We start from the raw sequence: 26,827 nt of genomic DNA on the forward strand, positions 1-26,827 counted from the left end.
CGCGAGGCGGAGTTCAGGTGGCCGCGAGGTGACGATCCACCCGCGCCACCGCGGCGGCGGCCTGCTCGCGCACGGCACGGGCCAACTCGGCCGGTTCCTCCACCACGACCTCGCCGCCCTGGCCGAGCAGCAGCCGCACGATCCAGGAGGTGTCGGAGTAGCGCATCCGCACCCGCAACTGGCCGCCGTCGAGCTCCTCGACGTCCTCCACCGGGTAGTACTCGGCCACCCAGCGGGCGTCCGGGCGCAGCAGCAGCCGGGCCGAGCGCTGGTCCGGCGCGGCCCGGAACAGGCCCTCGGAGGTGTCGGTCGGCTCGGCGTAGGGCGGCGGGGCGGCGCGCTCGTCGAGCACGACCACCTCGTCGACGCGGTCCAACCGGAACAGCCGGACCCCGTCGGCGCGGCGGCACCACGCCTCCAGGTATCCACGGCCGTCGACGATCAACACCCGCATCGGGTCGACGGTGCGCTCGGTGACCTCGTCCTTGGAGGCGGTGTAGTAGCTGATCCGCAGCGCCAGCCCGGCAACCAGGGCCGACTGCACGACCTCGCGGACCCGCGCGGTGCCCTCGGCCTCGCGCACCCCGAGCCCGACCGCGACCCCACCGGGGCGGGCCTGGCCCGCGGCCGACTCGATCTTGGCGACCGCGCGCCGGATGGCGTCCGCGTCGGCCACGCCCGGGGTCTCCAGCAGCGCCCGCAGCGCCACCAGCAGCGCGGTGGCCTCGGCGCCGGTCAGCCGCAGCGGCCTGCGCATGCCCGCGTCGAAGGCGACGGTGACGGTGTCCTCGTCGAACGAGATGTCGATCAGGTCGCCCGGGCCGTAGCCGGGCAGCCCGCACATCCACAGCAGTTCCAGGTCCTTGCGCAGCTGCCTGGCCGTCACCCCGAAGTCGGCGGCCGCCTCGTCGATCAGGATGCCCGGCCTGGCCAGCAGGTACGGCACCAGGGCCAGCAGCCTGGGCAGGCGGTCCTGCGCGGCGCTCACAGCGCACCCCCCGCCGCGGCCAGCAGCCGCTCCCGCACCGACTTGGCCAGCACCTCGGGGTCGAGCACCAGCACGTCCGCCCCGTAACCCGCGATCCAGCCCGCCGCGGTGTCCGGGTAGTTCAGGTCGATCTCGATGACGTCCCCGGCGATGCCGTCGACCTCGCGCTGTCCGACGACCCTGGAGCTGCGGCGCAGACCGGCGGCCCGGCCGTCGGCGACCCACAGCGAGGCGGTGGACGAGCGGGCGGGCTCACCGCTGGTGTTGGCGACGAACGCCATCAGGTTCACGTCGTCGGGCCTGCGCACCGTGCCCGGCTTGCCGAGCTTGCGCACCTCGCCGACGATCCGCGACAGCCGGAAGCAGCGCGGCGCCTTGCGGTCGCGGTCGTGGCCGACCACGTACCAGCGGCCCCGCCAGGACACGACGCCCCAGGGCTCCAGGACCCGCTCGCGCAGCTCGACCGGCGACGGGCGGCGGTAGTCGAACGCCACCGCCTGACCGGCCTGGACAGCGGCCAGCAGCGGACCGAACGCGGGCTCGGTGGTGCGGACCTTGGACTCGACCACGGTCGGCGCCGCCTGGTCCACGTCGACCCCGGCCGCCCGCAGCTTCAACAGAGCACCGTGCGCGGCACCGGTCAACTCCGGTGAGTCCCACAGCCGCACCGCCAGCGCGACCGCCGCGGCCTCGTCCGGCTCCAGATCGATCTCGCCGAGCTCGTAGTCCCGCCGGGCGATCCGGTACCCGTCGACGGTGTCGACCACCCGGTTGCGCCCGACCTCCAGCGGGATCCCCAACTCCCGCAGCTCGGTCTTGTCCCGCTCGAACGTCCGGAAGAACGCCTCGTCACTCGGCGCGTCGGAGTACCCGGGCACGATCCCCCGGATCTTCTCGGCACTGAGGTACTGGCGGGTGGACAGCAGGCACAGCACCAGGTTCACCAGCCGTTCGGCGCGTGCGACAGACACCCGCGCACCTTAACGCCCCAGCTCCCCGCCGCGGCACCCGCCACACCCGAACACCCGTTCTAGTCGCCGACCACCCCACCGAGCAGACACCCCCTCACCCTCCGTGATCATCTCCGGGTCCTGGCGCTTGTTTCCCTTGTCGATCCCCACTCGGCCAACCAGCCGGCCCCCACCGCAATAACCGAATATCTTGATAGTTGATACCGGATAAATGACTCCAGTCTCGACAAGAGCCAGCGCAACAGGTCAGCAGAGAAAGAAGCGGGTGCGGTCAGCGGGACAGGTGCTCGGCCCTGGTCAGCCGCCAGCGGACGTCGACGCCGTGCTCGGCCGCGGTGATCGGTTCCTGCGGTGGGGAGTCCCTGGCGACCTCGCGGAACCCGAGCCGCCGGGGTACGGCGCCGCTGCGGGTGTTGGCGGTGTCGTGCACGATCTCCAGTCGGTCGATGTCGGGTAGGGCGAACGCCGCGTCGACCATGGCGGCGGTGGCGAGGGTGGCCAGTCCCCTGCCGACGTGCGCCGGGTGCAGCCAGTAGCCCATCTCCAGGCCCCCTGGCCCGACGCGGGGCATCATGCCGCAGCGGCCGACGATCGTGCCGTCGACGACGATCGCGTACGAGTAGTCCACGCCGTTGTCCCAGTCCGCGACGCACTGGTCGATGTTGGCCACGACCTGCCCGGCGGTCGGGTCGACGGCCGCCCAGGCCATCCACGGCCGCAGGTGCTCGACCGACTCGGCGACCACGCGCAGCACCTCCGGCGCGTCGGCCCGGGTGAGCCTGCGCAGCAGGACGGGCGGGTTGCTCAGCACAGCGCGAGGGCGGGCCACGCCGGGGGATGTTCCCGGTGCGGCCCGCCCTCGGCAAGCAGGTTTACAGCGAGGCGATCAGGCGTTCCACCCGCTCGTCGACGGCGCGGAAGGGGTCCTTGCACAGGACGGTGCGCTGGGCCTGGTCGTTGAGCTTGAGGTGCACCCAGTCGACGGTGAAGTCGCGGCCCGCCTGCTGGGCGGCGGCGATGAAGTCGCCGCGCAGCTTGGCCCTGGTGGTCTGCGGCGGGGTGTCCTTGGCGGCCTCGATCTCGCCGTCGTCGGTGACCCTGGCCACCAGGTCCTTGCGCTGGAGCAGGTCGAAGATGCCCCGGCCGCGGCGGATGTCGTGGTAGGCGAGGTCGAGCTGGGCGATGCGCGGGCTCGACAGCTCCAGGTTGTGCTTGGCCTGGTAGCGCTCCAGCAGCCGGTGCTTGATGGCCCAGTCGACCTCGCGGTCGATCCTGGTCAGGTCCTGCGCCTCGACCGCGTCGAGGACCTTGCCCCACATGTCCACCACGCGCTGGCCCAGCGGGTCGGGCGAGCGGCGGGCGACGTGCTCGACGGCCTTGGCGTAGTACTCGCGCTGGATGTCGAGCGCGGAGGCCTCGCGGCCACCGGCGAGCCGCACCGGCTTGCGGCCGGTCAGGTCGTGGCTGATCTCGCGGATCGCCCGGATCGGGTTGTCCAGCGAGAAGTCCCGGAACTGGACGCCGTCCTCGATCATCTCCAGCACCAGGTTCGCGGTGCCGACCTTGAGCAGCGTGGTGCTCTCGGACATGTTCGAGTCGCCGACGATGACGTGCAGCCGCCGGTAGCGCTCGGCGTCGGCGTGCGGCTCGTCGCGGGTGTTGATGATCGGCCGGGACCGGGTGGTGGCGCTGGAGACGCCCTCCCAGATGTGCTCGGCGCGCTGCGAGAGGCAGAACACCGCCCCGCGCGGGGTCTGCAGCACCTTGCCCGCCCCGCAGATCAGCTGCCGGGTGACCAGGAACGGCAGCAGCACGTCGGCGATGCGGGAGAACTCCCCGGCCCTGGTGACCAGGAAGTTCTCGTGGCAGCCGTAGGAGTTGCCCGCCGAGTCGGTGTTGTTCTTGAACAGGAAGATGTCGCCGCCGATGCCCTCGTCGGCCAGCCGCCGCTCGGCGTCGACGAGCAGGTCCTCCAGGATCCGCTCGCCTGCCTTGTCGTGGGTGACCAGCTGGACGAGGTCGTCGCACTCCGCGGTCGCGTACTCCGGGTGTGAGCCGACGTCGAGGTAGAGGCGTGAACCGTTGCGCAGGAACACGTTCGAGGAACGCCCCCACGACACCACCCGCCGGAACAGGTACCGCGCGACCTCGTCCGGCGACAGCCTGCGCTGCCCGTGGAACGTACAGGTCACGCCGAACTCGGTCTCGATGCCGAAGATCCGCCGCTGCATCCCCTAAGCCTAGGCGCTCGCGCGGCCGCGGACCGTGCGCCGTTCGGGGTGGTCCACATTCTGTTATCGAGCGCACGGTGACCGGTTGTGCACAGCGGGCCCACGACGGTGGTCTCAGTCGGCGCCCGACCCCGGGGTCGGGTTGAATCTACGATCATGTTCGGACATGTCCGGCGGACCGGACGACAGGTGGGCCGGGTCGACCTGCGGCTCATGACGCGCAGTGCCGACCTGCCCCGCACCCGCGCCGACGACGCGCTCAAGGCGCTGTCGCGCTCGGCGAACAAGGGCAGGCTGTGGTTCGCCGTGGCCGCCCTGCTCGCCGCCCGCAAGGGGGCGACCAGGCGCGGCGCGCTGCGGGGGGTCGCCGCGATCGGGATCGCCAGCGCGACGGCGAACCTGGTCGGCAAGAACCTGTTCCCCCGCAGGCGGCCCGCGGCCGAGCTGCTGCCGGAGCACCGGCGGCTGACCAAGCGCCCGACCAGTTCGTCGTTCCCGTCGGGGCACTCGGCGTCGGCGGTCGCGTTCACCACCGCGGTCGCCATGGAGCACCCGGGTGCGGCCATCGCTCTGGCGCCGGTCGCCGCCGCGGTCGCCTACTCGCGGATGCACACCGGCGTGCACTGGCCGACCGACATCGCCGCGGGGGCGGCCATCGGGGTGGGCGCGGCGTACGCGACCCGGCACTGGTGGCCCAGGACGCACGAGGGCCCAGCGCACGTGACGGAGTCCGTGCGGCTGGCCGCGCTGGAGGACGGCGACGGGTTGTTGGTGTTGGTCAACCCGCACTCGGGCGTGTCGGGGGCGGACCCCACCGAGGAGATCAAGGTGTCCTGGCCGCGGGCGACGATCGTCTACCCGGAGCCGGGCCGCGACCTGGTCGAGCAGCTCTCCGAGGAGCTCACCCGCTCGCCGGGCGACATCAAGGCGGTCGGCGTGGCGGGCGGCGACGGCACGGTGGCGGCGGTGGCGACCGTGGCCGCCGAGTACCAGCTGCCGCTGGTGCTGATCCCGGCCGGGACGCTCAACCACTTCGCCAGGGACGTGGGCGTCGAGTCGACGGCGGAGTCGGTCGAGTCCGTGGCGACCGGCACCGGGGTGGAGATCGACCTCGGCTACGTCGAGATCTCCGGCACCGAGGGCGACACGCACCGCTGGTTCGTCAACACCGCCAGCCTGGGCGGCTACCCGGAGATGGTGCGGCTGCGCGAGCGGCTGGAGGCCCGCAAGTGGCCCAAGTGGCCTGCCGGGGCGATCGCGCTGATCAGGACGCTGCGCCGGGCCCAGCCGATCCGGCTGGAGCTCAACGGCAAGCCGCACCTGGTGTGGATGCTGTTCGTCGGCAACGGCAGCTACGCGCCCAAGGGGTTCGCGCCGACCAGCAGGCCCGAGCTGGACACCGGACTGCTCGACGTGCGCTACCTGCGGGCCGACCTGCCGTACTCGCGGGCCAGGTTCGTCATCGGCACGCTGACCAGGACCCTGGGCACCAGCCACGTCTACCGGCAGCACGACCTGCGCGCGCTGCGGGTGCGGCTGCTCGACGGCTACCGGCGGATCGCCACCGACGGCGAGGTGGGGCCGCTCGGCCAGGAGTTCGGGTTCAGCGCCAAGCCCGACGCCCTCGCCATCTACCGCGCCCACCACGACGCCTGATCCCTCCAAGCAGCGGGGAGGCGCGCCAAGTCGGGAACGATGCCGGGCGGGGGCGAGGGGGTGGGTGGCGGGAAGGAGTGACTCAGTCCTCAGGGCGGAACCTGGCCCACCAGGCGGCGAAGAGCGGGTTGGTGTCGGTGAGCCGCGAGTAGGCCTCCAGCAGCGCCTTGGGGGCCTGTTCCGCGGCACCGGCCAGCGCGCTCTCCTCGTGCCACACCAGGACGATCTCCTGGCGCATGGGGGTGCCGACGATGGGGCGGATGACGATGCCGCTGCCCTCCCGCGCCACCGGCTTGGCCAGGGTGACCGCGCCCGCCTGGACCAGGGCCCTGGTGGTGGTCGAGTCCGACATCTGGTGCTTGATGTTGGGCGTGAAGCCGCTCTGCGCGCAGACCCTGGTGAAGGCCAGCTGCTCGGTGCCCTCGGCGACCGGCGGCATCACCCAGCTCTCCCCGGCCAGCTCGGCCAGGTGGATCTCGTCGTGGTCGGCGAGCGGGTGGTCGGCGGCGATGGCGAGGAACAGCGGGGCGCGGAACATGATCCGGCTCAGCAGCCGCGGCGGCAGGCTGGTGCGGAAGCCGGGGTTCTCCTCCAGCACGGCGAAGTCGACCTTGTGGTCGAGCACCTTGCGGACCAGCTCGGCGGGGTGCATGTCGATGTCGATGGTGGCCTCGGCGCCGCCGAGCCGCGTGGCGATGGCGGTGGCGAACAGCGGCACGATCAGCCCGGGCGGGCCGCCGACGCGGACCTGGCCGGTGTGGGTGGCGGCCTGGGTGCGCTGCCGGATGCCGGTCATCAGCTCGTCGACGTCGTTGAGCAGCGCCCGCGCCGAGGACAGCACGTAGCTGCCCAGGTCGGTGGGGACGACGCCGGTGCCGGTGCGGGCGAAGAGCAGGCCGCCGACCCGGCGCTCCAGGCGCTGCAGCTGGGCGGTGAGGGCGGGCTGGGACACCCCGAGCTGGACCGCCGCCTTGGACAGGCTGCCCGCGTCGGCGACCGCGCGGATGACGCGCAGATGACGGAGTTCCAACTCGCTCACACGAAAGTTATGCCCGCTGCGCCGACGTTATGCAAACTTCCTGCGGCCATCTGGGAATAACGGCACATTTTCATCACGCGGCGTGTGGAACCACCCGGTACTGCATCCGTGCGCATATCGGACGCCGGTGGTGACCGCGGGCGCGGCACCGCTCACCGGTGGTGAGCGCTCCCAGCGGCCACACCGGTGATCCCCGCCCGGCCGGTGGCCGAACGGGGATCGCGGGGTGACTACGGGGCGTCGGTGCCCTCGTCCGGCGGCAGCTCGACGTCCTCGACGGGCTGGGCCGGGGACTCGGTCTCGGCCTGGGCGGCGGGCACGGGCAGCAGCGCGGTCAGCGCGGCGCCCTGGACGCGGCGGAACGCGCGCAGCGGGCGGTGCCGCTCCAGCACCGCCACCTCCAGCTTCTCGATGCCGGGGCCCGCCTCGGTGCCCGCGCCGTTGGGGGCCGCGGTCGACCCGGCGCCGAAGGCCCGCAGCGCCAGCTTGACCGCGTCGGCGATCGGCAGCGCGTCGGTGTAGTTCTCCTTCAGCGACGCCACGATCGGCTCGGTCTGCCCGCCCATGACCAGGAATTGCGGCTCGTCGACGATGGAGCCGTCGTAGGTGAGCCGGTAGAGCTGGTCCTGCGCGGCGGTCGCGCCGACCTCGGCGACGCAGACCTCGACCTCCATCGGCTTGACCTGCTCGGTGAAGATCGTGCCGAGGGTCTGCGCGTAGACGTTGGCCAGCTGCCTGGCCGAGACGTCCCTGCGGTCGTAGGAGTAGCCCCACAGGTCGACGTGCCGGATCCCGCCGCGGCGCAGGCTCTCGTACTCGCTGTAGCGCCCGGCGGCGGCGAAGCCGATCCGGTCGTGGATCTCGGAGACCTTGTGCAGCGTCGCCGACGGGTTCTCGGCGACGAAGAGCACCCCGTCGGCGTACTTGAGCGCGACGACGCTGCGACCCCGGGCGATGCCCTTGCGGGCGTACTCCGAGCGATCGCGCATCAGCTGCTCGGGCGAGGCGTACAACGGCATCGTCACGGGGCGGGCTCCTTCGGTGCTGGTCGGCGAGGGGACAACGGGACTAGCCGCGCGGCCGGTCGGCGCGCTCGGCGACCACGGCGGCGGCGACGGTGGCCGCCTCCTGCTCGGTCACCCGCACCGCGCCCTCGTCGGCGGTGATGGTGGCGATGCTCGGGTAGATGCCGCGGGCCATGTCGGGCCCGCCGGTGGCCGAGTCGTCGTCCGCGGCGTCGTAGAGCGCCTCCACGGCCGCGCGCAGCGCCGCGTCGCGGTCGCCGTCGGGCTGGTAGAGCTTCTTGAGCGCGGAGCGGGCGAACATCGAGCCGGAGCCGATGGCGTGGAAGCCCGCGCGCTCCTCGTAGCGGCCGCCGGTGATGTCGTAGGACACGATCCGCCCGGCCCGCGCGGGGTCGGCGGCATCGATGTCGTAGCCGACGAACAGCGGCAGCACCGCGAGACCGGCCAGCGCGACGTCGAGGTTGCCGCGCACCATGCTGGCCAGCTTGTTGGTCTTGCCGTCGAGGGAGAGCTGGACGCCCTCGATCTTCTCGTAGTGGCGCAGCTCCACGGTGTAGAGCCGGACCATCTCCACGGCAAGGCCCGCGGTGCCCGCGATGCCCACCGAGGAGTAGTCGTCGGTGATGAACACCTTCTCGATGTCCCGCTGCGCGATCAGGTTGCCCGCCGTCGCCCGCCGGTCACCCGCGATGAGCACGCCACCGGCGAAGGTGAGCGCCACGATCGTGGTGCCGTGCGGGGCGGCGTCCACCGGCACCGCGGCCGGGGTGCCGCGCTGCTCGCGCCCGCCGCGGCCGCCCGGCAGCAGGTCGGGGGCCTGCGAGCGCAGGAAATCGGTGAACGACGAGGTTCCTGCCGACAGGTAGGCGGCCGGGAGCGAGGCGCCCAGCTGCCCTCGGGACGAGGTGTGTTCCATGCCTTCTTTCAATCCTGTCGCGGGTCGGGACTCGAGGCGGGCGGGGCTGCTCGGCCCTACTCGCCGCCCTTCTGCACGTAGGCGCGGACGAAGTCCTCGGCGTTCTCCTCGAGGACGTCGTCGATCTCGTCGAGGATGGCGTCGGTGTCGTCGCCGAGCTTCTCCCGGCGCTCCTGCCCGGCCGCGGTGGTGTCGTCGACGCCGTCGTCGCCGTCTCCGCCGCCCTGGCGCTGCGTCTGCTCCTGGGACATGTCGCCTCCCGGTGTGGAACTGGGGCCCTACCTGAGAACACTACCGATCCGCAGCGGCTTTCGTCGCGGGCCGCGCCGCAGCCATGATCGACCGGCTCAGCGCTTGGCCGCCCCGGTCAGCGCGTCGACCAGCTCCTCGGCGGTGTTCGCGGCGTCCAGGAGCGCTCCCACGTGGGCTTTCGTCCCGCGCAGCGGTTCGAGGGTGGGGATGCGCACCAGCGACTCGCGACCGAGGTCGAAGATCACCGAGTCCCACGAGGCGGCCGCGATGGCGCTGGGGTAGCGCTCCAGGCAGCGGCCGCGGAAGTAGGCGCGGGTGTCCTGCGGCGGGCTGGTGATGGCCGAGCGGACCTCGTCCTCGGTGACCAGCCGCTTCATCGAGCCGCGGGCCACCAGCCGGTTGTAGAGGCCCTTGTCCAGCCGCACGTCGGAGTACTGCAGGTCGACCAGCTGCAACCGGGGCGAGGACCAGGCCAGGCCGTCGCGGGCCCGGAAGCCCTCCAGCAGCCGCAGCTTCGCGGGCCAGTCCAGCCGGTCGGCGGTCTCCATCGGGTCGCGGCGCAGCGCGTCGAGGATCTCGCCCCAGGTGCGCAGCACGTCGAGCCCGACCCGGTCGGGCTCCACCCGCTCCAGGTGCTCGCCGACCAGCTCGTGGTAGGCCTGCTGGATGTCGATACCGGTGAACCTGCGGCCGTTGGCCAGCTCGACGGTCGCCTTGAGCGTCGGGTCGTGGCTGAGCACGTGCACCGCGCGGACCGGGTCGGCGAGCTTGAGGTGGTCGAACCGGACACCGGACTCGATCAGGTCGAGCACCAGCGCCGTCGTGCCGACCTTGAGGTAGGTCGACGTCTCGGCCAGGTTCGCGTCGCCGATGATCACGTGCAGCCGCCGGTACTTGTCGGCGTCGGCGTGCGGCTCGTCGCGGGTGTTGATGATGCCGCGCTTGAGGGTGGTCTCCAGGCCGACCTCGACCTCGATGTAGTCGGCGCGCTGGGAGAGCTGGAAGCCCGCGCCGTCACCGGAGGCGCCGATGCCGACCCGGCCGGACCCGCAGACGACCTGCCGGGAGGCGAAGAACGGGGTGAGGCCGCCGATGACCGACACGAACGGGGTGCCGCGGGCCATCAGGTAGTTCTCGTGGGTGCCGTAGCTGGCGCCCTTGTTGTCGATGTTGTTCTTGTAGAGCTGCAACCGGGGCTGGCCGGGCACGGTGGCGGCGCGCAGCGCGGCCTCCTCCATCACCCGCTCCCCCGCCTTGTCCCAGATGACCGCGTCGCGGGCGTTGGTGACCTCGGGCGCGGAGTACTCGGGGTGCGCGTGGTCGACGTAGAGCCGGGCCCCGTTGGTGAGGATGACGTTGGCCGCCCCCAGGTCCTCCACGTCGGGGTCGGCGGGCCCCATCCCGGGCACCCCGAGGTCGAACCCCCGCGCGTCGCGCAGCGGCGACTCCACCTCGTAGTCCCACCTGGCCCGCCGCGCGCGCGGGATGTCCGCCGCCGCGGCGTAGGCCAGCACGACCTGGGTCGATGTCAACACCGGGTTCGCCGTCGCGTCGCCCGGCACCGCGATGCCGTACTCGACCTCGGTTCCCATGATCCGCCGCATGAGCCCAGCCTACGGGGACGGTGGCGCTTTCTCCCGCCGCCCGCCCCGCGTCCCCGCCCCGGCTCGGCGGATCGGCCCGCCACACCGCCGTTACGGTGAACCCCGTGGAGATGGTGGCGCACTACGACGCGGCGGGGTCGGTCATCGGCGCCGTCACCAGGCAGCGGGTCCGGGCCGAGGGGCTGTGGCACGCGTGCTCGTCGGTGCTGGTGCGCTCCGGTGACGGCGAGCGCGTGTACGTGCACCGCCGCACCGACACCAAGGACGTCTTCCCCGGCGCGCACGACTGCTGGGCCGGTGGCGTGGTGGCCGCCGGGGAGTCGCCGGACGAGTGCGCGGAGCGGGAGCTGGCGGAGGAGCTCGGGGTCTGCGGGGTGCCGTTGGCGCCCCTGTTCACCATGACCGCCGAGTTCGACCTGCCGGGGCGGGCACCGGTGCGGGAGCACCTGTGGGCCTACGAGGTCCGCTGGGACGGGCCGGTGGTGCCGCAGGAGGCGGAGGTCGCCGAGGGCTGGTGGCTGCCGCTCGACGACCTGCGCGCCCGGCTGGCGAACCCGTCGTGGCCGTTCGTCCCGGACGGTCGGGTGGCGGTCGAGGAGTGGTTCAGGCGCCGCGGGTGAGCACCTCGGCGGCCTTGGGGGCGACCCGGGCGATGGCGGTCTTGGCGCGGGCGGCGGTGGAGGCCTCGACGGTGACGGCGGTGACCAGGCGGTCGGCGGCCACCACGACGGTGCAGGACGACTTGGTCTGGGTGGTGGCGCACCAGGCGACCTGGTCGTCGGTGTCGGGTAACCCGGGGAGGGTGAGGGACTTGTCGAGCTGGAAGGTGGTGCCCGCGACCTTGAACGTCTTGCAGGTCAGCTCCGAGCGGGCGGCCGCGACGACGTCGGCGGCGGCCGCAGTACCGGTGCTGAACACCACGACCTGGCGCAACCTCGCGCCGCTCGGGTAGGCCCAGGTCGCCTGCTTGGCCGTGCCCGCGCCCAGGTCGATGCCGCAGTCCGGGAGCGTCGTCACCGGTGTCGTCCCCGCCTGGTCGGCCACGACCTCCTCGGCGACCAGGTCCGACTGGCGCATCAACGCGTTCGTGGCGAGCTCGGCGGGCGCCTGCGCGCGGCTGGTCTCGACCGGCGTGGCCGAGGTGGACACCGGGGGCCGCGCGGTGACCTCGCCCGCCACCGCCGAGGCCGAGGTGGGGTCGTCGTAGTAGGTGTAGAGGTCGTTCGGGCGGTCCGAACAGGCCGCGAGCGCGGCGAGGGGGAGCGCGGCGACGAGCGCCAGGGCGCGAACCCGGGGCAACGGTCGTCCTTCCGGGGGATGCGGGAGTGATCACCACGACCGTATCGGGTGGTCGGGTCACTTCCCCCGCCGCGGTGCCGATCCGCCCCCCGGTCCCCGCCCCCGACTTCGTCGAGGCTCCGTGGCCATCGGTTCACCCCGTGGTCGAACCCCGGTCACCGCTGGGTGCGATGGTCTTGGCTGGGGTGGTCCGTGCACGGCGGTGGGCCCCGACCGCGTGGTCGGGGCCCACCGGGGACCGATCTGACTACCGCCAGTGCCTAGAGGTACTGGCCCGTGTTCGTCGCGGTGTCTATCGCCCGCCCGGACTCCTGGTTCTTGCCGGTGACCAGTGTCCTTATGTAGACGATGCGCTCGCCCTTCTTGCCCGAGATCCGCGCCCAGTCGTCGGGGTTGGTCGTGTTGGGCAGGTCCTCGTTCTCGGCGAACTCGTCCACAATGGCGTCGAGCAGGTGCTGCACCCGCAGGCCCGCCTGCCGGGTCTCCAACACGGACTTGATGGCCGCCTTCTTCGCCCGGTCCACGATGTTCTGGATCATCGCGCCGGAGTTGAAGTCGCGGAAGTACAGGACTTCCTTGTCCCCGTTGGCGTAGGTGACCTCCAGGAAGCGGTTGTCCTCGGTCTCCTCGTACATCCGCTCCACGGTGTGCTGGATCATCGCGTCGATGCACACCCGCTTGTCGCCGCCGAACTCGGCGAGGTCGTCGGCGTGGATGGGCAGGTTGGTGGTGAGGTACTTGGAGAAGATGTCGCGCGCCGCCTCCGCGTCCGGCCGTTCGATCTTGATCTTCACGTCCAGCCTGCCCGGTCGCAGGATGGCCGGGTCGATCATGTCCTCCCGGTTGGACGCCCCGATGACGATGACGTTCTCCAGGCCCTCCACACCGTCGATCTCGCTGAGCAACTGCGGGACGATGGTGGTCTCCACATCGGAGGAGACACCGCTGCCGCGGGTGCGGAAGATCGAGTCCATCTCGTCGAAGAACACGATCACCGGGGTGCCCTCGGACGCCTTCTCGCGCGCCCGCTGGAAGATCAGCCGGATGTGCCGCTCGGTCTCGCCGACGAACTTGTTGAGCAGCTCGGGACCCTTGATGTTGAGGAAGTACGACTTGGCGTCCTTGGGCGCGTGGTCCCCGCGCGCCGCGGCCACCTTCTTGGCCAGGGAGTTGGCCACCGCCTTGGCGATCAGCGTCTTGCCGCAGCCGGGCGGGCCGTAGAGCAGCACGCCCTTGGGCGGGCGCAGCTCGTACTCGGCGAACAGGTCCTTGTGCAGGAACGGCAGCTCCACCGCGTCGCGGATCTGCTCGATCTGCCGGAACAGGCCACCGATGTCGGTGTAGTCGACGTCGGGCACCTCCTCCAGGACCAGGTCCTCCACCTCGGCCTTGGGCACCCGCTCGTAGGCGTAGCCGGACTTGCCGTCCACCAGCAGCGAGTCACCCGCCTTGAGCGGCGCCTCGGTCAGCGGGTCGGCCAGCCACACCACGCGCTCCTCGTCGGCGTGCCCGACGACCAGCGCCCTGGTGGCGACCTCCTCGCCGTCGGCGACGAGCAGCTCGCGCAACGTGGACACCTCACCGGTGCGCTCGAAGCCGCCGCCCTCGACGACCGTGAGCGCCTCGTTGAGCCGAACCGACTGCCCGCGCCGCAGGGCGGCACCGTCCACCGCGGGCGACACCGACACCCGCATCCTGCGGCCCGCGGTGAACACGTCCACAGTGCCGTCGTCGTGGCCTACCAGGAACACGCCGTAGCCGCTGGGCGGTTGGGCGAGGCGGTCGACCTCTTCGCGCAGCGCTAGCAGCTGGCTCCTGGCCTCCCGCAACGTGTCGACCAGCTTGGTGTTCCGCTCGGTGAGCTGGTTCACCCGCTCGGTCGCCTCCGCGAGCCGCTGCTCGAGCAGCCGCGAATGCCGTGGCGATTCCGTCAGTTTCCGGCGAAGCAGAGCGACTTCCTCCTCGAGGAAGCGGATCTGCGCGGCTTCGGACACCTCGGGGCGCTCGCGCCCAGGGTCCACCACGCCTCCGTGCTCACCGTCGGCGTTCTCTGGCCGACTGCCGGGACGATCGTGCTGCATGTCGGCACCTCCTCCCGAACTCGTACCCCTACGGTACCGGCGATCACCGACAAGGACAGAGCATCGACATGTCGGAACTTGCGTGTCACACCCGCGTGACACTCGCTTGGCCGCACCCCGTCCGCCATCCCGGTACTCGCGGGAACCGGACGGGCGTCACCGTGCGTCCACGCGCTAGGCCGACCGCGCGGGTGTGAACCGGAGTGTCGCGTCAGCACGGCTGGTGTTACCAGACCCGGGTGGTGACCGGCGCGCGGGGGCGTCGGCAGCGGGTCCGCCTCGGCCACGGGCGGCGCCGTGACACGATCACCGGCACGATCGCCCGGTGGCGATCACTCCCAACCGCACACTCCACTCCCACGAGAGCCCGGGGACCATGACCCAACCGCCGCGTGATCCGTTCGAAGGACAGCCACAGGAGCCCGGCCAGCAGCCTGACCAGGGCGGATACCAACAGGCGTTCCCCGGGCAGACCCAGTTCCTGCCCTCGGGCGCCTTCCCGGGCCAGGAGCCGGACCCGGTGCAGCCGCCGCAGGGCGAGACCCCGTACGGCGCGCACGACCCGTACCCGCCGCAGCCCGCGCACGGCCAGTACCCGCAGCCGGGCGCTCACTCTGCGCAACCTCCGGACCGGCAGCCGAACGTCCCACCATTCGGGCAGTTCGCGCCCGGTCAGCACGGCGCGGACCCCGCCGCGGGGCACCCGCAGTACCCGGCCGGTCAGGCGTACCCGGGCCAGCAGTACCCGAGCCAGCAACTGCCCGGCGAGCAGCACCCCGGGCAGCAGTACCCGGGCCAGCAGTTCCAGCAGGAGCAGTACCAGCAGGCGCCCTACGGCCAGGTCCCCCCTGCGGGTGGCTACCCGCGGCAGCCGGGCGGTTACCCGAACCCGTACGGCCAGACCTACGGCCCGCGGCGGCGCAACACCACGCCGTTGCTGCTCGCAGGCGGCGGCCTGCTGGTGATCGGCGTCGTCGTCACGCTGATCCTGGTGCTCAGCGGCGACGGGACCGGGTCGCCGCGCGGCACGACCGAGGCGTTCATCGCCGCGGTGAAGGACCGCGACGCCGAGGCCTTCAACAAGCTCATGTGCGACGAGGACGACAAGACCACCCAGAAGGAGATCGACGAGGACCGCGACGTCCAGATCACCGACACCTCGGTCACCAACGTCACCGAGAACGGCGACACCGCGGTCGGCGAGTTCACCGCGTCCATCAGCGGCCGGGAGACCAAGATCCGGCTCCAGTTGCGCAAGCGCGGCGACGCCTGGTGCGTCGACCGGATCGGTCGCGGCTGAGCCGTGCCCGGTTCGTCACCCGATCGTGGCCCGCGCCGGTGGTGGGGCGGGCCGGTCGGGCGCCTTGTGGCCAATACCATGGTGGCGCCGTCACGGGATACCGTCGGCGGTGGAACGCGGTGGCGGTCCCGACCGTCTACCTCCGCGTCGGCCGCAGGCGCGGCAGCCAACGGACAAGCGCAGTCCACCCGGAAGTCAGGACGACGATGACCTACCCTCCGCAGCAGCCAGGGCCCTACGGCCAGCAGCCGCAGCAGCCCGGCGGCTACGGGAACCAGCCACCGCAGCCGGGGCAGCAGTACCCGCAGACCAGCCAGTTCCCGCAGCAGGGCGGCTACCAGGGGCTCGGCGGGTTCCCCGGCGGTGGCGGCCAGCCGCCCAAGCCGAACAACACCGGCAAGATCGTCGCGATCGTGATCATCGCGGTGCTGGTGCTCGGCGGCGCCGGGGTCGGGGTGTACTTCCTCACCAAGGACGGCAAGAGCGACGCGGGCGGCGGTGGCGGCACCACCACCAGCGCGCCCAAGACCTCGACCAAGAAGTCGGCCACCGACGAGCCGACCACCACGACCAAGGCGGCGCCGGACACCTCCGGGCCGCAGGAGGTCGTGGACGACTACCTCAAGGCCTACGAGTCGAAGAGCTTCTCGTCGGTCACCGAGAGCGCCTGCGACGCCTACAAGGACAAGTACGGCACCGACACCACCAAGCTGGAGACGGACTTGGCGCCGTTCGACATCACCGCGACCGCGAAGGGCGAGCCGACGGTGTCGGGCAACTCCGCGACCGCGGTCATCGACCTGGTGCTGAGCAAGGACGGGACGAGCAAGGACGCCAGCATCAAGATCAAGATCGTCAAGGAGACCGGCGAGTGGCGGTTCTGCGGCGAGGAGGCGGCCTGACCGGGGCACCGACCGAGAACGCGCGAACCGACCGCAGACAGCCTGAGACCGCCCTTTCGCCAGCACGAGCCGGGGAACACTTATGACCTACCCACCGCAGCAGCCGGGACCCTACGGGCAGCAGCCCGACCCCTACGGCCAGCAACAGCCCTACCAGCACGACCCGTACGCCCAGCAGCAGCCGCAGCAGCCCCAGCAGTTCGGCCAGGACCCGTACGGCCAGCAGCCCCAGCAGGACCCCTACGGCCAGCAGCAGCAGCCGTACTACGGGCAGCAGCAGCCGCAGCAGTTCGGCCAGGACCCCTACGGCCAGCAGCAGCCCTACGGCGGCTACGGCCAGCCGGTGGGCGGCCCGCCGAAGAAGGGCAGCGGCAAGATCATCGCCATCGTGGTGATCGCCGTGCTCGTGCTCGGCGGCGGTGGCGTCGGCCTGTACTTCCTGCTCAAGAACGACAGCGGCAACTCGGCGTCGCCCGGGGGCGGTGGTGGTGAGACGACCTCCAGCACCACCACGACCAAGAAGGCGCCCAAGACCACCACCGACGACGAGACGACCACCACCAAGCGGCCGACCACCACGACCGCGGACGGCGGCGGGACCGGCGGCGGTGGCGAGGACCTCAAGGCGGCTGGCGCGAAGTACGCCGACGCGGTGAACGCCAAGGACGAGGCGACCGCGAAGTCGCTGACCTGCTCGGGCACCGACGCGGGCATCATGTACACCAGCGTCGCCCCCAACGGCGGCAAGGTGACCGTGGTGGGCGAGCCGGAGACCTACGGCGACAGCAACGGCAAGGTCGACACCCAGGTGACGGTCATGGGCAGCGCGCCCATCGACTTCCCGATCGTGTTCGAGAAGAAGTCCAAGGGCTGGTGCGTGTCCCTGTAGGACCGTCCCCGGACAGGCAGGCGAAGAGGGCCGGTGGGGTTTCCCACCGGCCCTCGCCATGTGCTCAGCCCTTGCTGGGGCGCCGCTGCGGACGTGGGGTGACCACGCCATCCGCCAGGCGGCGGGCGGTGATCAGGAACGCGGTGTGCCCGATCATCCGGTGCTCCGGCCGGACCGCGAGGCCGACCGAGTGCCACGGGCGGACCAGGGTCTCCCAGGCGTACGGCTCGGTCCAGCAGGTCTGCTCGCGCAGCGCCTCCGCGACCCGCGACAGCTGGGTCGTGGTGGCCACGTAGACCACCAGGACACCGCCCGGGATGATGTTCTTCGCGACCGTGGGCAGCACGTCCCACGGGGCGAGCATGTCCAGGATGACCCGGTCGACCTCACCGGTGTGGTCGGCGAGGTCCCCGACGGTCAGCGACCAGTTGGGCGGGTGCTCGCCGTAGAACTGCACCACGTTGCGCTCGGCGTGCTCGGCGTGGTCGGCGCGGATCTCGTGCGAGATCACGGTGCCGGTGGGGCCGACCGCGCGCAGCAGCGAGCAGGTGAGCGCGCCGGAGCCCGCCCCGGCCTCCAGCACCCTGGCGCCGGGGAAGATGTCGCCGTGCATGACGATCTGCGCGGCGTCCTTGGGGTAGATGACCTGGGCCCCGCGCGGCATGGACAGCACGTAGTCGGCCAGCAGCGGTCGCAGCGCCAGGTAGGCGGTACCGGCGACGGAGCTGACGACCGAGCCCTCCGGCTGCCCGATGATGTCGTCGTGGGCGAGGGCGCCGCGGTGGGTGTGGTACTTCTCGCCCGCCTCGAGCACGAGCGTGTAGTGCCTGCCCTTGGGGTCGGTGAGCTGAACCCGGTCCCCCGCCTCGAACGGACCGCTGACCTTGCGTGCCGACACCCGGACCTCGCCCTCCTGCCGTACCTGAACCGACAGGAGATGGTCGCAGAGCGGGTCGCGCGGGCGGGCACCCACCCCGGTCAGCGGCCGCCGTGGTCGCGCAGCGCGGCGTGCAGGTCCTCGCGGCGCAGCACACCGGACGGGCGCCCCTCGTCGTCGACGACCACGAACTGCCAGGCCGGGGTCTCCAGCACCCGCTCGGCGATCTCCTCGCCCGGCTCGGAGGCCAGCAGCACCGACTCGGGCCGGATCGGCTCGGCGGCGTGCTCGGCAGGGGCGAACGGCGAGTGCGCGGCGAGCTCCCTGGCCGCGATCTCGTCGAGCAACCCGGCGGCGACACCATCGGCCCGGACCAGCACCACTCCCCTGCCCGCCGCCGCCGCGAGCGCGTCGGCGACCGGGCTCTCGGCGGGCAACTGGAGCACGGGCCGCACCACGTCGGACAGCAGCAGCCCCTCGGGCCACCCACGCCGCTGCTCGGCGGCCAGTTCCCCACCCGCGCCCGCGACCACGAACCACGCGGTGAGCACGCACACGCCCAGCCGCAGCCACCGGTCCGGGCTCTGCTCCAGAATCCCCCACAACGCCCACGCGACCAACAACCCCGCGACAGCCCACCCACCGACCACCGCGGCCCTGGTCCCAGCCCCACGACGGCCGGTGAGCGCCCACACCCCCGCCCGGAGCATCCGCCCACCATCGAGCGGGAGCCCGGGCAGCAGGTTGAACACAGCCACAGCGGTATTGGCGAAAGCGCACTCGAGCACCAGCAGCCACACCGGACCCCCAGCCGGAATGGCCAACAGCGCCAGCCCACAAGCCCCGGCCAACGCAATCGACACCGCAGGCCCCGCCGCCGCGACAACCCCCTCATGCACCGGCCTACGCGGGGTCTTGGCGATCTCGGAGAGCCCCCCGAGCAGGAACAGCCGCAGCCTGCGCACCGGCAGACCCAGCTTCAACGCCACCACACAGTGCCCAAGCTCGTGCGCCAGCACCGAGGCGCCGAGCAGAACGGCGAACGCACACGCGAGGAGGACCGAGGTCACCATTGACGCCCCAGGCATCAGGTTCCCGACCAAGGGCGCGTAGAACACGACCACCGCCAACGCCCCAACCCACCAGGACGGGGCCAGCACCACCGGTACGCCGCTGTAGCGGAACAGCAGCAGCCCACCGCCAGCAGCAGGGAGTTGGTGTGTGGTGCCCGTCACCTCACCCAGCCTATCCGCCTCCATGTAGGACAGGGGTGATCCCCACCGGGTGGCTGGTTGTCCACAGGGCGGCTGATTGCTCTGGCTGGTTTGTCGGTGCATCTCGGTAGGCTGTATATCGGGGGCTGCTTTGGGCGGTTTGATCTTGAGCTGGGGGTGGCGGCTCTCGGTCTCGCCTGCGGCGTCGACGGAACCGCCTCGCCTTCGGCATTGGCCGGGACGCGAGTTTCGAGCTGTGCTCGATGCGGCGAACTTGCTTTGCGCGGGGCCCCGACAGCACCCGTGGCAGGACCGCAAAGCAGGGGCCGAAGAGCATGGCCCTGTCCGCGAACGACGCTACGGGCACTGCTCCCCCACACAAAACAAGTCCGCCCCATCGAGCAGGGTTGGCACCAGCGACTCCGAGGAGCGTTGTTCGGCCAACGCCTGTGAGGGGCGTGTTGGGGCCAACGTCTGAGAAGGGCGCTTTCGGGCCATCGCCTGCGAGGGGGGCGTTGGGCCAATGCCTGTGAGGGCGCGTTGGGGCCAACGTCTGTGAGGGCCGGGTGGAGATGGGCGTTCGTGGGGGCCGGTGGGCTCGGCTGGGCACCGGCGCGCAGTGCGGTGTCTAGGACTGTCGGTGGTCAACACTAGGGTTGGCGGTCATGGCGACGGACACTGAGCCCATTCCGGTCCAGGCGGCCGAGGTCACTGCGGAGCCGAAGGACACAGCGGAGCGGCCCGGGCGTGGGTCGGGCAGGCGCAGGCCTGCGCTGTCGCCCTCCCGGGCGGGTGACTTCAAGCAGTGCCCCCTGCTCTACCGGTTCCGCGCCGTAGATCGGCTGCCCGAGACGCCCACCAAGGCCCAGGTTCGCGGCACGGTCGTGCACGCCGTCCTGGAGCGGCTCTATGCCCTTCCCGCTGCCGAGCGGGTGCCTGACACCGCGCGGGGCTTGCTCTCGCCGACCTGGGACGAGTTGCTGGCGGAGCAGCCCGGGCTTGGTGAGATCTTCGCCGAGGGTGAGGATCCCGGAGAGTGGCTGGCCTCGGCGGAGGGGTTGATCGACGGGTACTTCGAGTTGGAGGACCCGCGGCGGTTGCAGCCGGACGCGTGTGAGCTGTTGGTGGAGACCGAGTTGCCCTCGGGGGTGTTGCTGCGCGGGTACATCGACCGGCTGGACGTGGCGCCGACCGGGGAGATCCGGGTGGTGGACTACAAGACCGGGGCTGCGCCGAGGGAGATCGGGGAGGCCAAGGCGCTGTTCCAGATGAAGTTCTACGCGTTGGCCGTGTGGCGGTTGCGCGGTGAGGTGCCCCGGCAGCTGCGGCTGATGTACCTGGCCGACCGGCAGTCGCTGGCCTACACCCCGGACGAGGCCGAGCTGGCGCGGTTCGAGCGGACGCTGGACGCGATCTGGGCGGCGATCCTGCGCGCGGGTCGCACCGGGGACTTCCGGCCGAACAAGAGCAAGCTCTGCGGGTGGTGCTCGCACCAGGCGCACTGCCCGGAGTTCGGCGGCACCCCGCCGGAGTACCCCGGTTGGCCCGAGCCCGACCCCGGCGAGGAGTCGGCGCTGGACCGGGCCGACTAGAGGTACTTGTAGACGTCGTCGAGGGTGAGGCCGCGGCCGACCATCAGGACCTGGACGCGGTAGAGCAGCTGGGAGATCTCCTCGGCCAGTTCCGCGTCGGACTGGTACTCGGCGGCGATCCACACCTCGCCCGCCTCCTCGAGGACCTTCTTGCCCTGGGCGTGCACGCCGTCGTCGAGCGCGCGGACCGTGCCGGAGCCCTCCGGCCTGGTCGTGGCGCGGTCGGTGAGCTCGGCGAACAGCTGGTCGAAGGTCTTCACGCCGGACGATCCTGCCACCCGGCACCCGCCGGGGCGACACCACCTCGCCCCGCGGCCACGACCGCCCGCAGCACGTCGGCGTCCAGGCCGACCAGGGAGGCGCGCGGCACCCGGCGCGGCCCGTCCGGTACCGGGACCTCGCAGGGCACGACCAGCACGACGCAGCCTGCGGCGACGGCCGAGGTGGTGCCGGTCGGGGAGTCCTCGACGGCCAGGCAGGCGGCCGGGTCGACGCCGAGCAGGGCGGCCGCGCGCAGGTACGGGTCCGGCAGCGGCTTGTTGCGGCCCGCGACCTCGTCGCCGCAGACGGTGACGTCGAAGTGCTCGCGGCCGAGGGTGTCGAGCGCCACCTCGGTCAGCTCGCGCTCGGTGGAGGTGACCAGGGCGACCGGCAGCCCGGTGGCCCGCACCGCGCGCAACGCCTCCGGCGCGCCGGGCCGGAAGGCCAGCCTGGTCGCGAACAGCTCCCGCATGCGGGCGTTGATCCAGCCCATGGCCTCGCGGATGTCGGCCTCGGTGGGCACCACGCCGATGCCGCCGAAGAGCAGCCCCATGCTGGTGGGGACGTTGCTGCCGACCATCGCGGCCCTGGTGTCTGCGGCCAACGGGGTGCCCAGCTTCAGCGAGTACTCGCGCAGCGGGATGTCCCACAGCTTCTCGGAGTCGAGCAGGGTGCCGTCCATGTCCCACAGGACCGCGGCGGGCAGGCCATCCACTGTGGACGGTCCGGTCACTGGCGTGCTCCACTCGTGCGACGTCGCGGCGCGCCGGGCGGCGGCCCGGGTCCGGCCGCGGCGTCGCGGCGCTCCCTCAGCCTACGATCTCCGCCGCCGACCCCCTAGCCGTAGGCTTGCCGGGTGACCGACCCGGACCACCAGCAGATGGCGCCCGACCGCGAGCCGACGGCGCGGCAGGAACTCGTCGACCCCGTGCTGGTCGCGGCGTTCGAGGGCTGGAACGACGCGGGCGACGCGGCCAGCACCGCGATCGAGCACCTGCAGCTGACCTGGGACGCGAGCCCGCTGCTGGAGATCGACCCGGACGACTACTACGACTTCCAGGTGACCAGGCCGACCGTGCGCATGGTGGACGGTGTCACGCGGAGGGTGGAGTGGCCCACGACCCGGCTGTACCTGTGCAGGCCGCCGGGGTCCAACCGGGACGTCGTGCTGGTGCACGGCATCGAGCCGAACATGCGGTGGCGCAAGTTCTGCGCGGAGCTGCTCGGCCACATCGAGGAGCTCAACATCACCACGGTGGTGACGCTGGGCGCGCTGCTGGCCGACACCCCGCACACCCGCCCGGTCCCGGTGACCGGCACCGCCTACGACGCGACCTCGGCGGCCCGCTTCGGCCTGGAGCGCTCGCGCTACGAGGGCCCGACCGGGATCGTCGGGGTGCTGCAGGACGCCTGCGTGCGGGCCGGGGTGCCCGCGATCTCGATCTGGGCGGCGGTGCCGCACTACGTGTCGCAGCCGCCCTCGCCCAAGGCGACGCTGGCGCTGCTGCACCGGGTCGAGGAGGTGCTGGACGTGGAGGTGCCGCTGGGCACGCTGCCCGACCAGGCCGAGGAGTGGCAGCAGACGGTCAGCGAGATGGCCGAGGAGGACGAGGACGTGCGCAACTACGTGCGCGCCCTCGAGGAGCGCGGCGACGCGGAGGACACCCTCAACGAGACCAGCGGTGACGTGATCGCCGCCGAGTTCGAGCGGTACCTGCGCAGGCGCAGGCCCGGTCCCGGCCGCGGCGGGTCAGGTCCCGGGCCGACCGGGGTGTGAACCGCGGCGTCACCGTCGCGCTGTACGCGGGCGGGTTCCTTGGCCCGTTCGCGGGCGGCATCACCACCTCGATGCTGCCGGAACTGGGGGCCGACTTCGGGGTGTCGACGCAGGTCGCGTCGTACTCGCTGACGGCGTACCTGGTGCCGTTCGCGGCGTTGATGCTGTTCTCCGGCACGCTGGGTGCCCGCTGGGGCGCGGGGCGCAGCGTGCGGGTCGCGTACCTGGTCTACGTCGTGTCGTCGGCCGCCTGCGCGGTGGCGTCGACCTACCCGCAGTTCCTCGCCGCGCGGGCGGTGCAGGGCGGGGCGAACGCGTTCACCACTCCCCTGCTGCTGGCCGCCATCGCGACCGTGACGCCCCCGGAGCGGCTGGGGCGGGCGCTGGGCCTCTACGCGTCGTTGCAGGCCGCTGGGCAGACCAGCGCGCCGCTGCTGGGCGGGGTGGCCGCGGAGGTCGACTGGCGGTGGGCGTTCGCGGGGGTCGCGGTCGTGTCGGCGGGTCTGGCGCTGGCTGGCCTGCCGGAGCAGATGCGGGAGCCGCAGCGCACCCACTCGACGTTGCGGTCGGCGTGGCGGCCCCACGTGCTCAAGGCCGGTTGGCTCGCCATGGTCGGTTGGGCCTGCCTCGGCGGTATGTCCGTATTGCTCGCTTTGCGGGCAGAGGAGACCTTCGGCCTTAGCGCTGCCGAGCGCGGGTTGGTGCTGACCGGGTTCGGTGTGGTCGGTCTGCTCTCGGCGAGGCCAGTGGGGCGGGCGATCGACCGGATCGGGGGTCGGCGCGCGGTGTTGATCGGGTCGGTCGCGGGCGCGGTACCGGTCGCGTTGGTGGGGACGCTGGACTGGTTGCCCGCGGTAGCGCTGCTGTGGGCGCTTACCGGCATCTCGGCGCAGTTGGTGCTAACAGGAGTCAACTCGCTGGTGTTGAGCGGGGACGGTCCCAACCGGGCGGGTGCGGTGTCGGTGGTGCAGTCGTTGCGGTTCACCGGTGCCGCGGTGTCCCCTTTGGCGTGCACCCCGCTGTACCAGGTCGAGTCCTGGCTGGGGTTCGTCGTTCCCGCGCTGTTCGTGTCCACCTCGGCGGTGCTGCTGCTGGGCAGGAACCGGTCCCCTGACGCGACGGGTGTCGTGCCAGGGGACCAGAGCCGCTAGAGCGCGATCCCGAGGAGAGCGTCCACAGCGTCCCGGACGGCCTGGGGCGCGTCCGGGTCCGAGCCGCCCTGCTTCGCCCAGGCGTCGACGGCGGCCAGCGCGCCGGGGGTGTCCAGGTCGTCGGCCAGGTGGTCGCGCAGCCGGGCGATGACGTCCGCCGCGGGGGCGCCGGTGGCCGCGTCGACCGCGGCGCGCCAGCGGGCGAGCCTGGCCTGGCCCTCGGCGAGCACGGCGTCGGCCCAGGACCGGTCCTGGCGGTAGTGGCCGGAGAGCAGGCCGAGCCGGACCGCCATCGGGTCGACCTTGTCGGCGCGCAGCCGGGACACGAACACCAGGTTGCCGCGGGACTTGGACATCTTCTCGCCGTCGAGGGCGATCATCCCGGAGTGCGTGTAGTGCCGGGCGAACGGGTGCTGCCCGGTCAGCGCCTCGGCGTGCGCGGCGCTGTACTCGTGGTGCGGGAAGATCAGGTCGGACCCGCCGCCCTGCAGGTCGAAGGTGATCCCGAGCCGGTTGAGCGCGATGACGCTGCACTCGATGTGCCAGCCGGGGCGCCCGGGACCGAGTTCGCTGTCCCACCTGGGCTCGCCGGGGCGCGCGGCGCGCCACAGCAGCGCGTCGAGCGGGTGCCGCTTGCCCGCGCGGTCGGGGTCGCCGCCGCGCTCGGCGAAGAACCGGTTCATCGTCGGTTCGTCGTAGTTGGACTCGGAGCCGAACCGGCCGGTCGCGGTGTGGTCGAAGTAGACGTCCGGGAACTCGGCGTCGTCCACCCGGTAGGCGGTGCCGTCGGCGATGAGCTTGGCCACCGCGGTGACGATCTCCGGGATGGACTCGACCGCGCCGACGAACTCGCGCGGCGGCAGCACCCGCAGCGCGACCATGTCCTCGCGGAACAGCGCGGTCTCGCGCATGCCGAGCACCACCCAGTCGTCCTGGTCGCGCTCGGCCCGCTCCAGCAGCGGGTCGTCGATGTCGGTGACGTTCTGCACGTAGTGCACGTCGTGGCCGTTGTCGAGCCACTGCCGGTGCACCAGGTCGAAGGCCAGGTAGGTGGCCGCGTGCCCCAGGTGCGTCGCGTCGTAGGGGGTGATCCCGCAGACGTACATCGTCGCGGTCGGGCCGGGGGCCGTCGGCCGGACCTCCCCCGCGGCGGTGTCGTAGAGCCGCAGCGGCCGAGGCGTGCCGGCTACCCGCGGCACCGGGTGGGATTGCCAGGTCTGCATGACTCCGACAGTAAACGTCCCGGCCTCACCCGCGGGGGTGTGCCACGGGGTGGACGGTGGGTGAACCGGTACACCGTGGGCCAAACGTGTGACCCCCGTTACACCCACCCGGTGTTGGCGATCACCCTGTACAGGGGGCCAGCGTGCGGAGAGGGGCGGAGATGACCAATCCCGACGAGGAGAACGGCACCACGGGTCGGTTCCTGGTGCTGCTGGAGGACGGCGCGGTCGAGGCGGGCACGCGCGAGCTGGACCGGATCGCGGGGTTGCGGACCGCGAGCACCGCGGAGGCGGCCGGGGCCGAGTTCCCCGGCCCGGACGGGCTGGTGTTCGACCGGCTCGGGGTGGCGGTGGTCAGCGCCGACCCCGACCAGCTCGCCGCGCTCACCAGCGCGGTGGACGCGCCCGGGCCGATCGCGGCGCTGGAGGCGGAGCGGCGGGTGTTCGCGATCAGCGCGGCCGCCGAGGAAGCGGCGCCGGGGCCGCAGGTGGACGAGTCGGTGTTCACCTGGGGGCTGCAGGCGGTCGGCGCGAACAAGTCGGCGGCGACCGGGGCCGGGGTGCGGGTCGCGGTGCTCGACACCGGGTTCGACGCCGAGCACCCGGAGTTCGCGGGCCGGGCGATCACCACGGCGTCGTTCATCGACGGCGAGACCGTCGCGGACGGCCACGGGCACGGCACGCACTGCATCGGCACGGCGACGGGGCCGCGGGCACCGGGCGGCGGCGCGGGCTACGGGGTGGCGTACGAGGCGGAGATCTTCGCGGGCAAGGTGCTCAGCAACGCCGGGTCCGGCTCGGACGGCGGCATCCTGGCGGGCATCGCGTGGGCGGTGTCGAACAACTGCCAGGTGGTGTCGATGTCGCTGGGCGCGGCGGTGCGGCCGGGCACCCCGTACTCGCAGACCTACGAGCGGGTGGCGAGCCGGGCGCTGGCGCAGGGCACGCTGATCGTGGCGGCGGCGGGCAACGAGTCGCGGCGGCAGGAAGGCCGGATCAACCCGGTCGGGCACCCGGCGAACTGCCCCTCGGTGCTGGCGGTCGGCGCGATCGACGTGGCGACCGCGCTGGGCTGGTTCTCCTGCGGCACGGTCGACCTGATCGGCGCGGTGGACGTGGTGGCGCCCGGGGTGGACGTGTACTCGTCGTGGCCGCGGCCGAAGAACCACAACCGGATCAGCGGCACCAGCATGGCGACCCCGCACGTGGCCGGGGTGGCGGCGCTGATCGCGCAGGCGACCGGCGCGCGCGGGTGGGAGCTGTGGGCGCGGCTGCACCAGGCGGCGCGCCGGTTGCCGCTACCCTCGGTCGACGTGGGTGCTGGTGTGGTGCAGGCTCCGTGAGTGTCCCGGTGCTGGTGGTGGTCGACGACGGCGCGCTCGGCGGGCTGATGGCGGTGGTGGCGGCGTTGGAGGCGGCCGGGATGCGGGTGGACCGCGTCCTGCCGGAGATCGCCACCATCACCGGCGCGGCCGAGCCGGGCGCGTTCGCCGCCCTGCGCGGGGTGTCCGGTGTGGACAGTGTGGAACGCGCGGGTCCCGGGTTCTCCATCCCGCACCCCGGCAAGGGCGTGCAGTAG

General features: G+C 72.2%; 26 protein-coding genes. 10 read left to right on the top strand and 16 right to left on the bottom strand.

Going from position 1 to position 26,827, the window contains the following annotated elements; genetic code table 11:
- Positions 1–13: 13 nt before the first annotated feature.
- The 4 genes from BMY07_RS05870 to pafA all read right to left on the bottom strand — a co-directional run bounded on the left by BMY07_RS05870 (position 14) and on the right by pafA (position 4,190).
- The gene (locus BMY07_RS05870; protein WP_092775393.1) at positions 14–988 is read right to left on the bottom strand and encodes a helix-turn-helix transcriptional regulator; all 975 of its coding nucleotides are present in this window, start codon (positions 986–988) and stop codon (positions 14–16) included.
- The gene (locus BMY07_RS05875; RefSeq protein ID WP_092775394.1) at positions 985–1,959 is read right to left on the bottom strand and encodes a helix-turn-helix transcriptional regulator; all 975 of its coding nucleotides are present in this window, start codon (positions 1,957–1,959) and stop codon (positions 985–987) included. Before BMY07_RS05875 ends, BMY07_RS05870 begins: the two co-directional genes overlap by 4 nt.
- Positions 1,960–2,230: 271 nt before the next feature.
- The gene (locus tag BMY07_RS05880) at positions 2,231–2,788 is read right to left on the bottom strand and encodes a GNAT family N-acetyltransferase (protein WP_092775395.1); all 558 of its coding nucleotides are present in this window, start codon (positions 2,786–2,788) and stop codon (positions 2,231–2,233) included.
- A gap of 43 nt (positions 2,789–2,831) precedes the next feature.
- The gene (gene pafA, locus BMY07_RS05885; protein WP_092775396.1) at positions 2,832–4,190 is read right to left on the bottom strand and encodes a Pup--protein ligase; all 1,359 of its coding nucleotides are present in this window, start codon (positions 4,188–4,190) and stop codon (positions 2,832–2,834) included.
- A 156-nt stretch (positions 4,191–4,346) separates the two neighbouring features.
- Between pafA and BMY07_RS05890 the strand changes: the two genes are divergently transcribed.
- Positions 4,347–5,846 (top strand): bifunctional phosphatase PAP2/diacylglycerol kinase family protein, encoded by a 1,500-nt coding sequence (locus BMY07_RS05890; protein ID WP_092775397.1) that lies wholly within the window; start codon positions 4,347–4,349, stop codon positions 5,844–5,846.
- An 82-nt stretch (positions 5,847–5,928) separates the two neighbouring features.
- Here BMY07_RS05890 and BMY07_RS05895 read toward each other — a convergent pair whose 3' ends face one another.
- The 5 genes from BMY07_RS05895 to dop all read right to left on the bottom strand — a co-directional run bounded on the left by BMY07_RS05895 (position 5,929) and on the right by dop (position 10,682).
- On the bottom strand, positions 5,929–6,885 hold the full coding sequence (locus BMY07_RS05895) for a LysR family transcriptional regulator (protein ID WP_092775398.1): 957 nt from the start codon (positions 6,883–6,885) through the stop codon (positions 5,929–5,931).
- A 230-nt stretch (positions 6,886–7,115) separates the two neighbouring features.
- Positions 7,116–7,910 (bottom strand): proteasome subunit alpha, encoded by a 795-nt coding sequence (prcA, locus tag BMY07_RS05900; protein ID WP_092775399.1) that lies wholly within the window; start codon positions 7,908–7,910, stop codon positions 7,116–7,118.
- A 43-nt stretch (positions 7,911–7,953) separates the two neighbouring features.
- Positions 7,954–8,826 (bottom strand): proteasome subunit beta, encoded by an 873-nt coding sequence (gene prcB, locus BMY07_RS05905; RefSeq protein ID WP_092775400.1) that lies wholly within the window; start codon positions 8,824–8,826, stop codon positions 7,954–7,956.
- Between the two features lie 56 nt (positions 8,827–8,882).
- The gene (locus tag BMY07_RS05910; RefSeq protein ID WP_092775401.1) at positions 8,883–9,077 is read right to left on the bottom strand and encodes a ubiquitin-like protein Pup; all 195 of its coding nucleotides are present in this window, start codon (positions 9,075–9,077) and stop codon (positions 8,883–8,885) included.
- A gap of 96 nt (positions 9,078–9,173) precedes the next feature.
- Positions 9,174–10,682 carry a depupylase/deamidase Dop gene (gene dop, locus BMY07_RS05915; RefSeq protein ID WP_092775402.1) on the bottom strand — a complete coding sequence of 503 codons (1,509 nt, stop codon included), beginning with the start codon at positions 10,680–10,682 and terminating at the stop codon, positions 9,174–9,176.
- Positions 10,683–10,792: 110 nt separating this feature from the next.
- On the opposite strand from dop, the gene BMY07_RS05920 reads away from it, so the two are divergent.
- Entirely contained in the window at positions 10,793–11,302 is a 510-nt protein-coding gene (locus BMY07_RS05920) for an NUDIX hydrolase (RefSeq protein ID WP_092775481.1), read from the top strand.
- Here BMY07_RS05920 and BMY07_RS05925 read toward each other — a convergent pair.
- Positions 11,286–11,981 carry a hypothetical protein gene (locus BMY07_RS05925; protein WP_092775403.1) on the bottom strand — a complete coding sequence of 232 codons (696 nt, stop codon included), beginning with the start codon at positions 11,979–11,981 and terminating at the stop codon, positions 11,286–11,288. The genes BMY07_RS05920 and BMY07_RS05925 overlap by 17 nt on opposite strands.
- A gap of 260 nt (positions 11,982–12,241) precedes the next feature.
- Positions 12,242–14,062: a proteasome ATPase gene (arc, locus tag BMY07_RS05930; protein WP_092775404.1), complete on the bottom strand. Its 1,821-nt coding sequence runs from the start codon at positions 14,060–14,062 to the stop codon at positions 12,242–12,244.
- A 325-nt stretch (positions 14,063–14,387) separates the two neighbouring features.
- Between arc and BMY07_RS05935 the strand changes: the two genes are divergently transcribed.
- The 3 genes from BMY07_RS05935 (at position 14,388) to BMY07_RS05945 (ending at position 17,153) form a co-directional block, all read left to right on the top strand.
- Positions 14,388–15,362 carry an Rv0361 family membrane protein gene (locus tag BMY07_RS05935; RefSeq protein WP_092775405.1) on the top strand — a complete coding sequence of 325 codons (975 nt, stop codon included), beginning with the start codon at positions 14,388–14,390 and terminating at the stop codon, positions 15,360–15,362.
- Between the two features lie 206 nt (positions 15,363–15,568).
- A complete protein-coding gene (locus tag BMY07_RS05940; RefSeq protein ID WP_092775406.1) occupies positions 15,569–16,264 on the top strand; it encodes a hypothetical protein in 696 nt (231 codons plus the stop codon).
- An 82-nt stretch (positions 16,265–16,346) separates the two neighbouring features.
- A complete protein-coding gene (locus BMY07_RS05945; RefSeq protein ID WP_092775407.1) occupies positions 16,347–17,153 on the top strand; it encodes a hypothetical protein in 807 nt (268 codons plus the stop codon).
- Between the two features lie 64 nt (positions 17,154–17,217).
- On the opposite strand, the gene BMY07_RS05950 is transcribed toward BMY07_RS05945, so the two are convergent.
- Together BMY07_RS05950 and BMY07_RS05955 are read right to left on the bottom strand one after the other, a co-directional pair.
- The gene (locus BMY07_RS05950; protein WP_092775408.1) at positions 17,218–18,051 is read right to left on the bottom strand and encodes a tRNA (adenine-N1)-methyltransferase; all 834 of its coding nucleotides are present in this window, start codon (positions 18,049–18,051) and stop codon (positions 17,218–17,220) included.
- 80 nt (positions 18,052–18,131) lie between these two features.
- Positions 18,132–19,289 (bottom strand): site-2 protease family protein, encoded by a 1,158-nt coding sequence (locus tag BMY07_RS05955; protein WP_092775409.1) that lies wholly within the window; start codon positions 19,287–19,289, stop codon positions 18,132–18,134.
- Positions 19,290–19,909: 620 nt separating this feature from the next.
- Here BMY07_RS05955 and BMY07_RS05960 point away from each other — a divergent pair.
- A complete protein-coding gene (locus BMY07_RS05960) occupies positions 19,910–20,836 on the top strand; it encodes a RecB family exonuclease (protein WP_092775410.1) in 927 nt (308 codons plus the stop codon).
- On the opposite strand, the gene BMY07_RS05965 is transcribed toward BMY07_RS05960, so the two are convergent.
- Positions 20,833–21,096: a phosphoribosyl-ATP diphosphatase gene (locus BMY07_RS05965; protein WP_092775411.1), complete on the bottom strand. Its 264-nt coding sequence runs from the start codon at positions 21,094–21,096 to the stop codon at positions 20,833–20,835. The genes BMY07_RS05960 and BMY07_RS05965 overlap by 4 nt on opposite strands.
- On the bottom strand, positions 21,093–21,779 hold the full coding sequence (locus BMY07_RS05970) for an HAD family hydrolase (RefSeq protein WP_092775482.1): 687 nt from the start codon (positions 21,777–21,779) through the stop codon (positions 21,093–21,095). The genes BMY07_RS05965 and BMY07_RS05970 overlap by 4 nt, the downstream gene beginning before the upstream one ends.
- Positions 21,780–21,977: 198 nt before the next feature.
- Here BMY07_RS05970 and BMY07_RS05975 point away from each other — a divergent pair, with 198 nt between their 5' ends.
- Complete coding sequence (locus BMY07_RS05975) at positions 21,978–22,874, top strand: PAC2 family protein (protein WP_092775483.1); 897 nt, start codon at positions 21,978–21,980, stop codon at positions 22,872–22,874.
- A complete protein-coding gene (locus BMY07_RS05980) occupies positions 22,871–24,025 on the top strand; it encodes an MFS transporter (RefSeq protein ID WP_092775412.1) in 1,155 nt (384 codons plus the stop codon). The genes BMY07_RS05975 and BMY07_RS05980 overlap by 4 nt, the downstream gene beginning before the upstream one ends.
- On the opposite strand, the gene mshC is transcribed toward BMY07_RS05980, so the two are convergent.
- The gene (gene mshC / locus BMY07_RS05985; protein WP_092775413.1) at positions 24,022–25,248 is read right to left on the bottom strand and encodes a cysteine--1-D-myo-inosityl 2-amino-2-deoxy-alpha-D-glucopyranoside ligase; all 1,227 of its coding nucleotides are present in this window, start codon (positions 25,246–25,248) and stop codon (positions 24,022–24,024) included. The two genes, BMY07_RS05980 and mshC, sit on opposite strands and share 4 nt — an antisense overlap.
- Positions 25,249–25,409: 161 nt before the next feature.
- On the opposite strand from mshC, the gene BMY07_RS05990 reads away from it, so the two are divergent.
- On the top strand, positions 25,410–26,591 hold the full coding sequence (locus tag BMY07_RS05990; RefSeq protein WP_092775414.1) for a S8 family serine peptidase: 1,182 nt from the start codon (positions 25,410–25,412) through the stop codon (positions 26,589–26,591).
- A complete protein-coding gene (locus BMY07_RS05995) occupies positions 26,588–26,827 on the top strand; it encodes a hypothetical protein (protein ID WP_092775415.1) in 240 nt (79 codons plus the stop codon). Before BMY07_RS05990 ends, BMY07_RS05995 begins: the two co-directional genes overlap by 4 nt.

The organism is Actinokineospora terrae (genome assembly GCF_900111175.1).
Classification (GTDB): domain Bacteria; phylum Actinomycetota; class Actinomycetes; order Mycobacteriales; family Pseudonocardiaceae; genus Actinokineospora; species Actinokineospora terrae.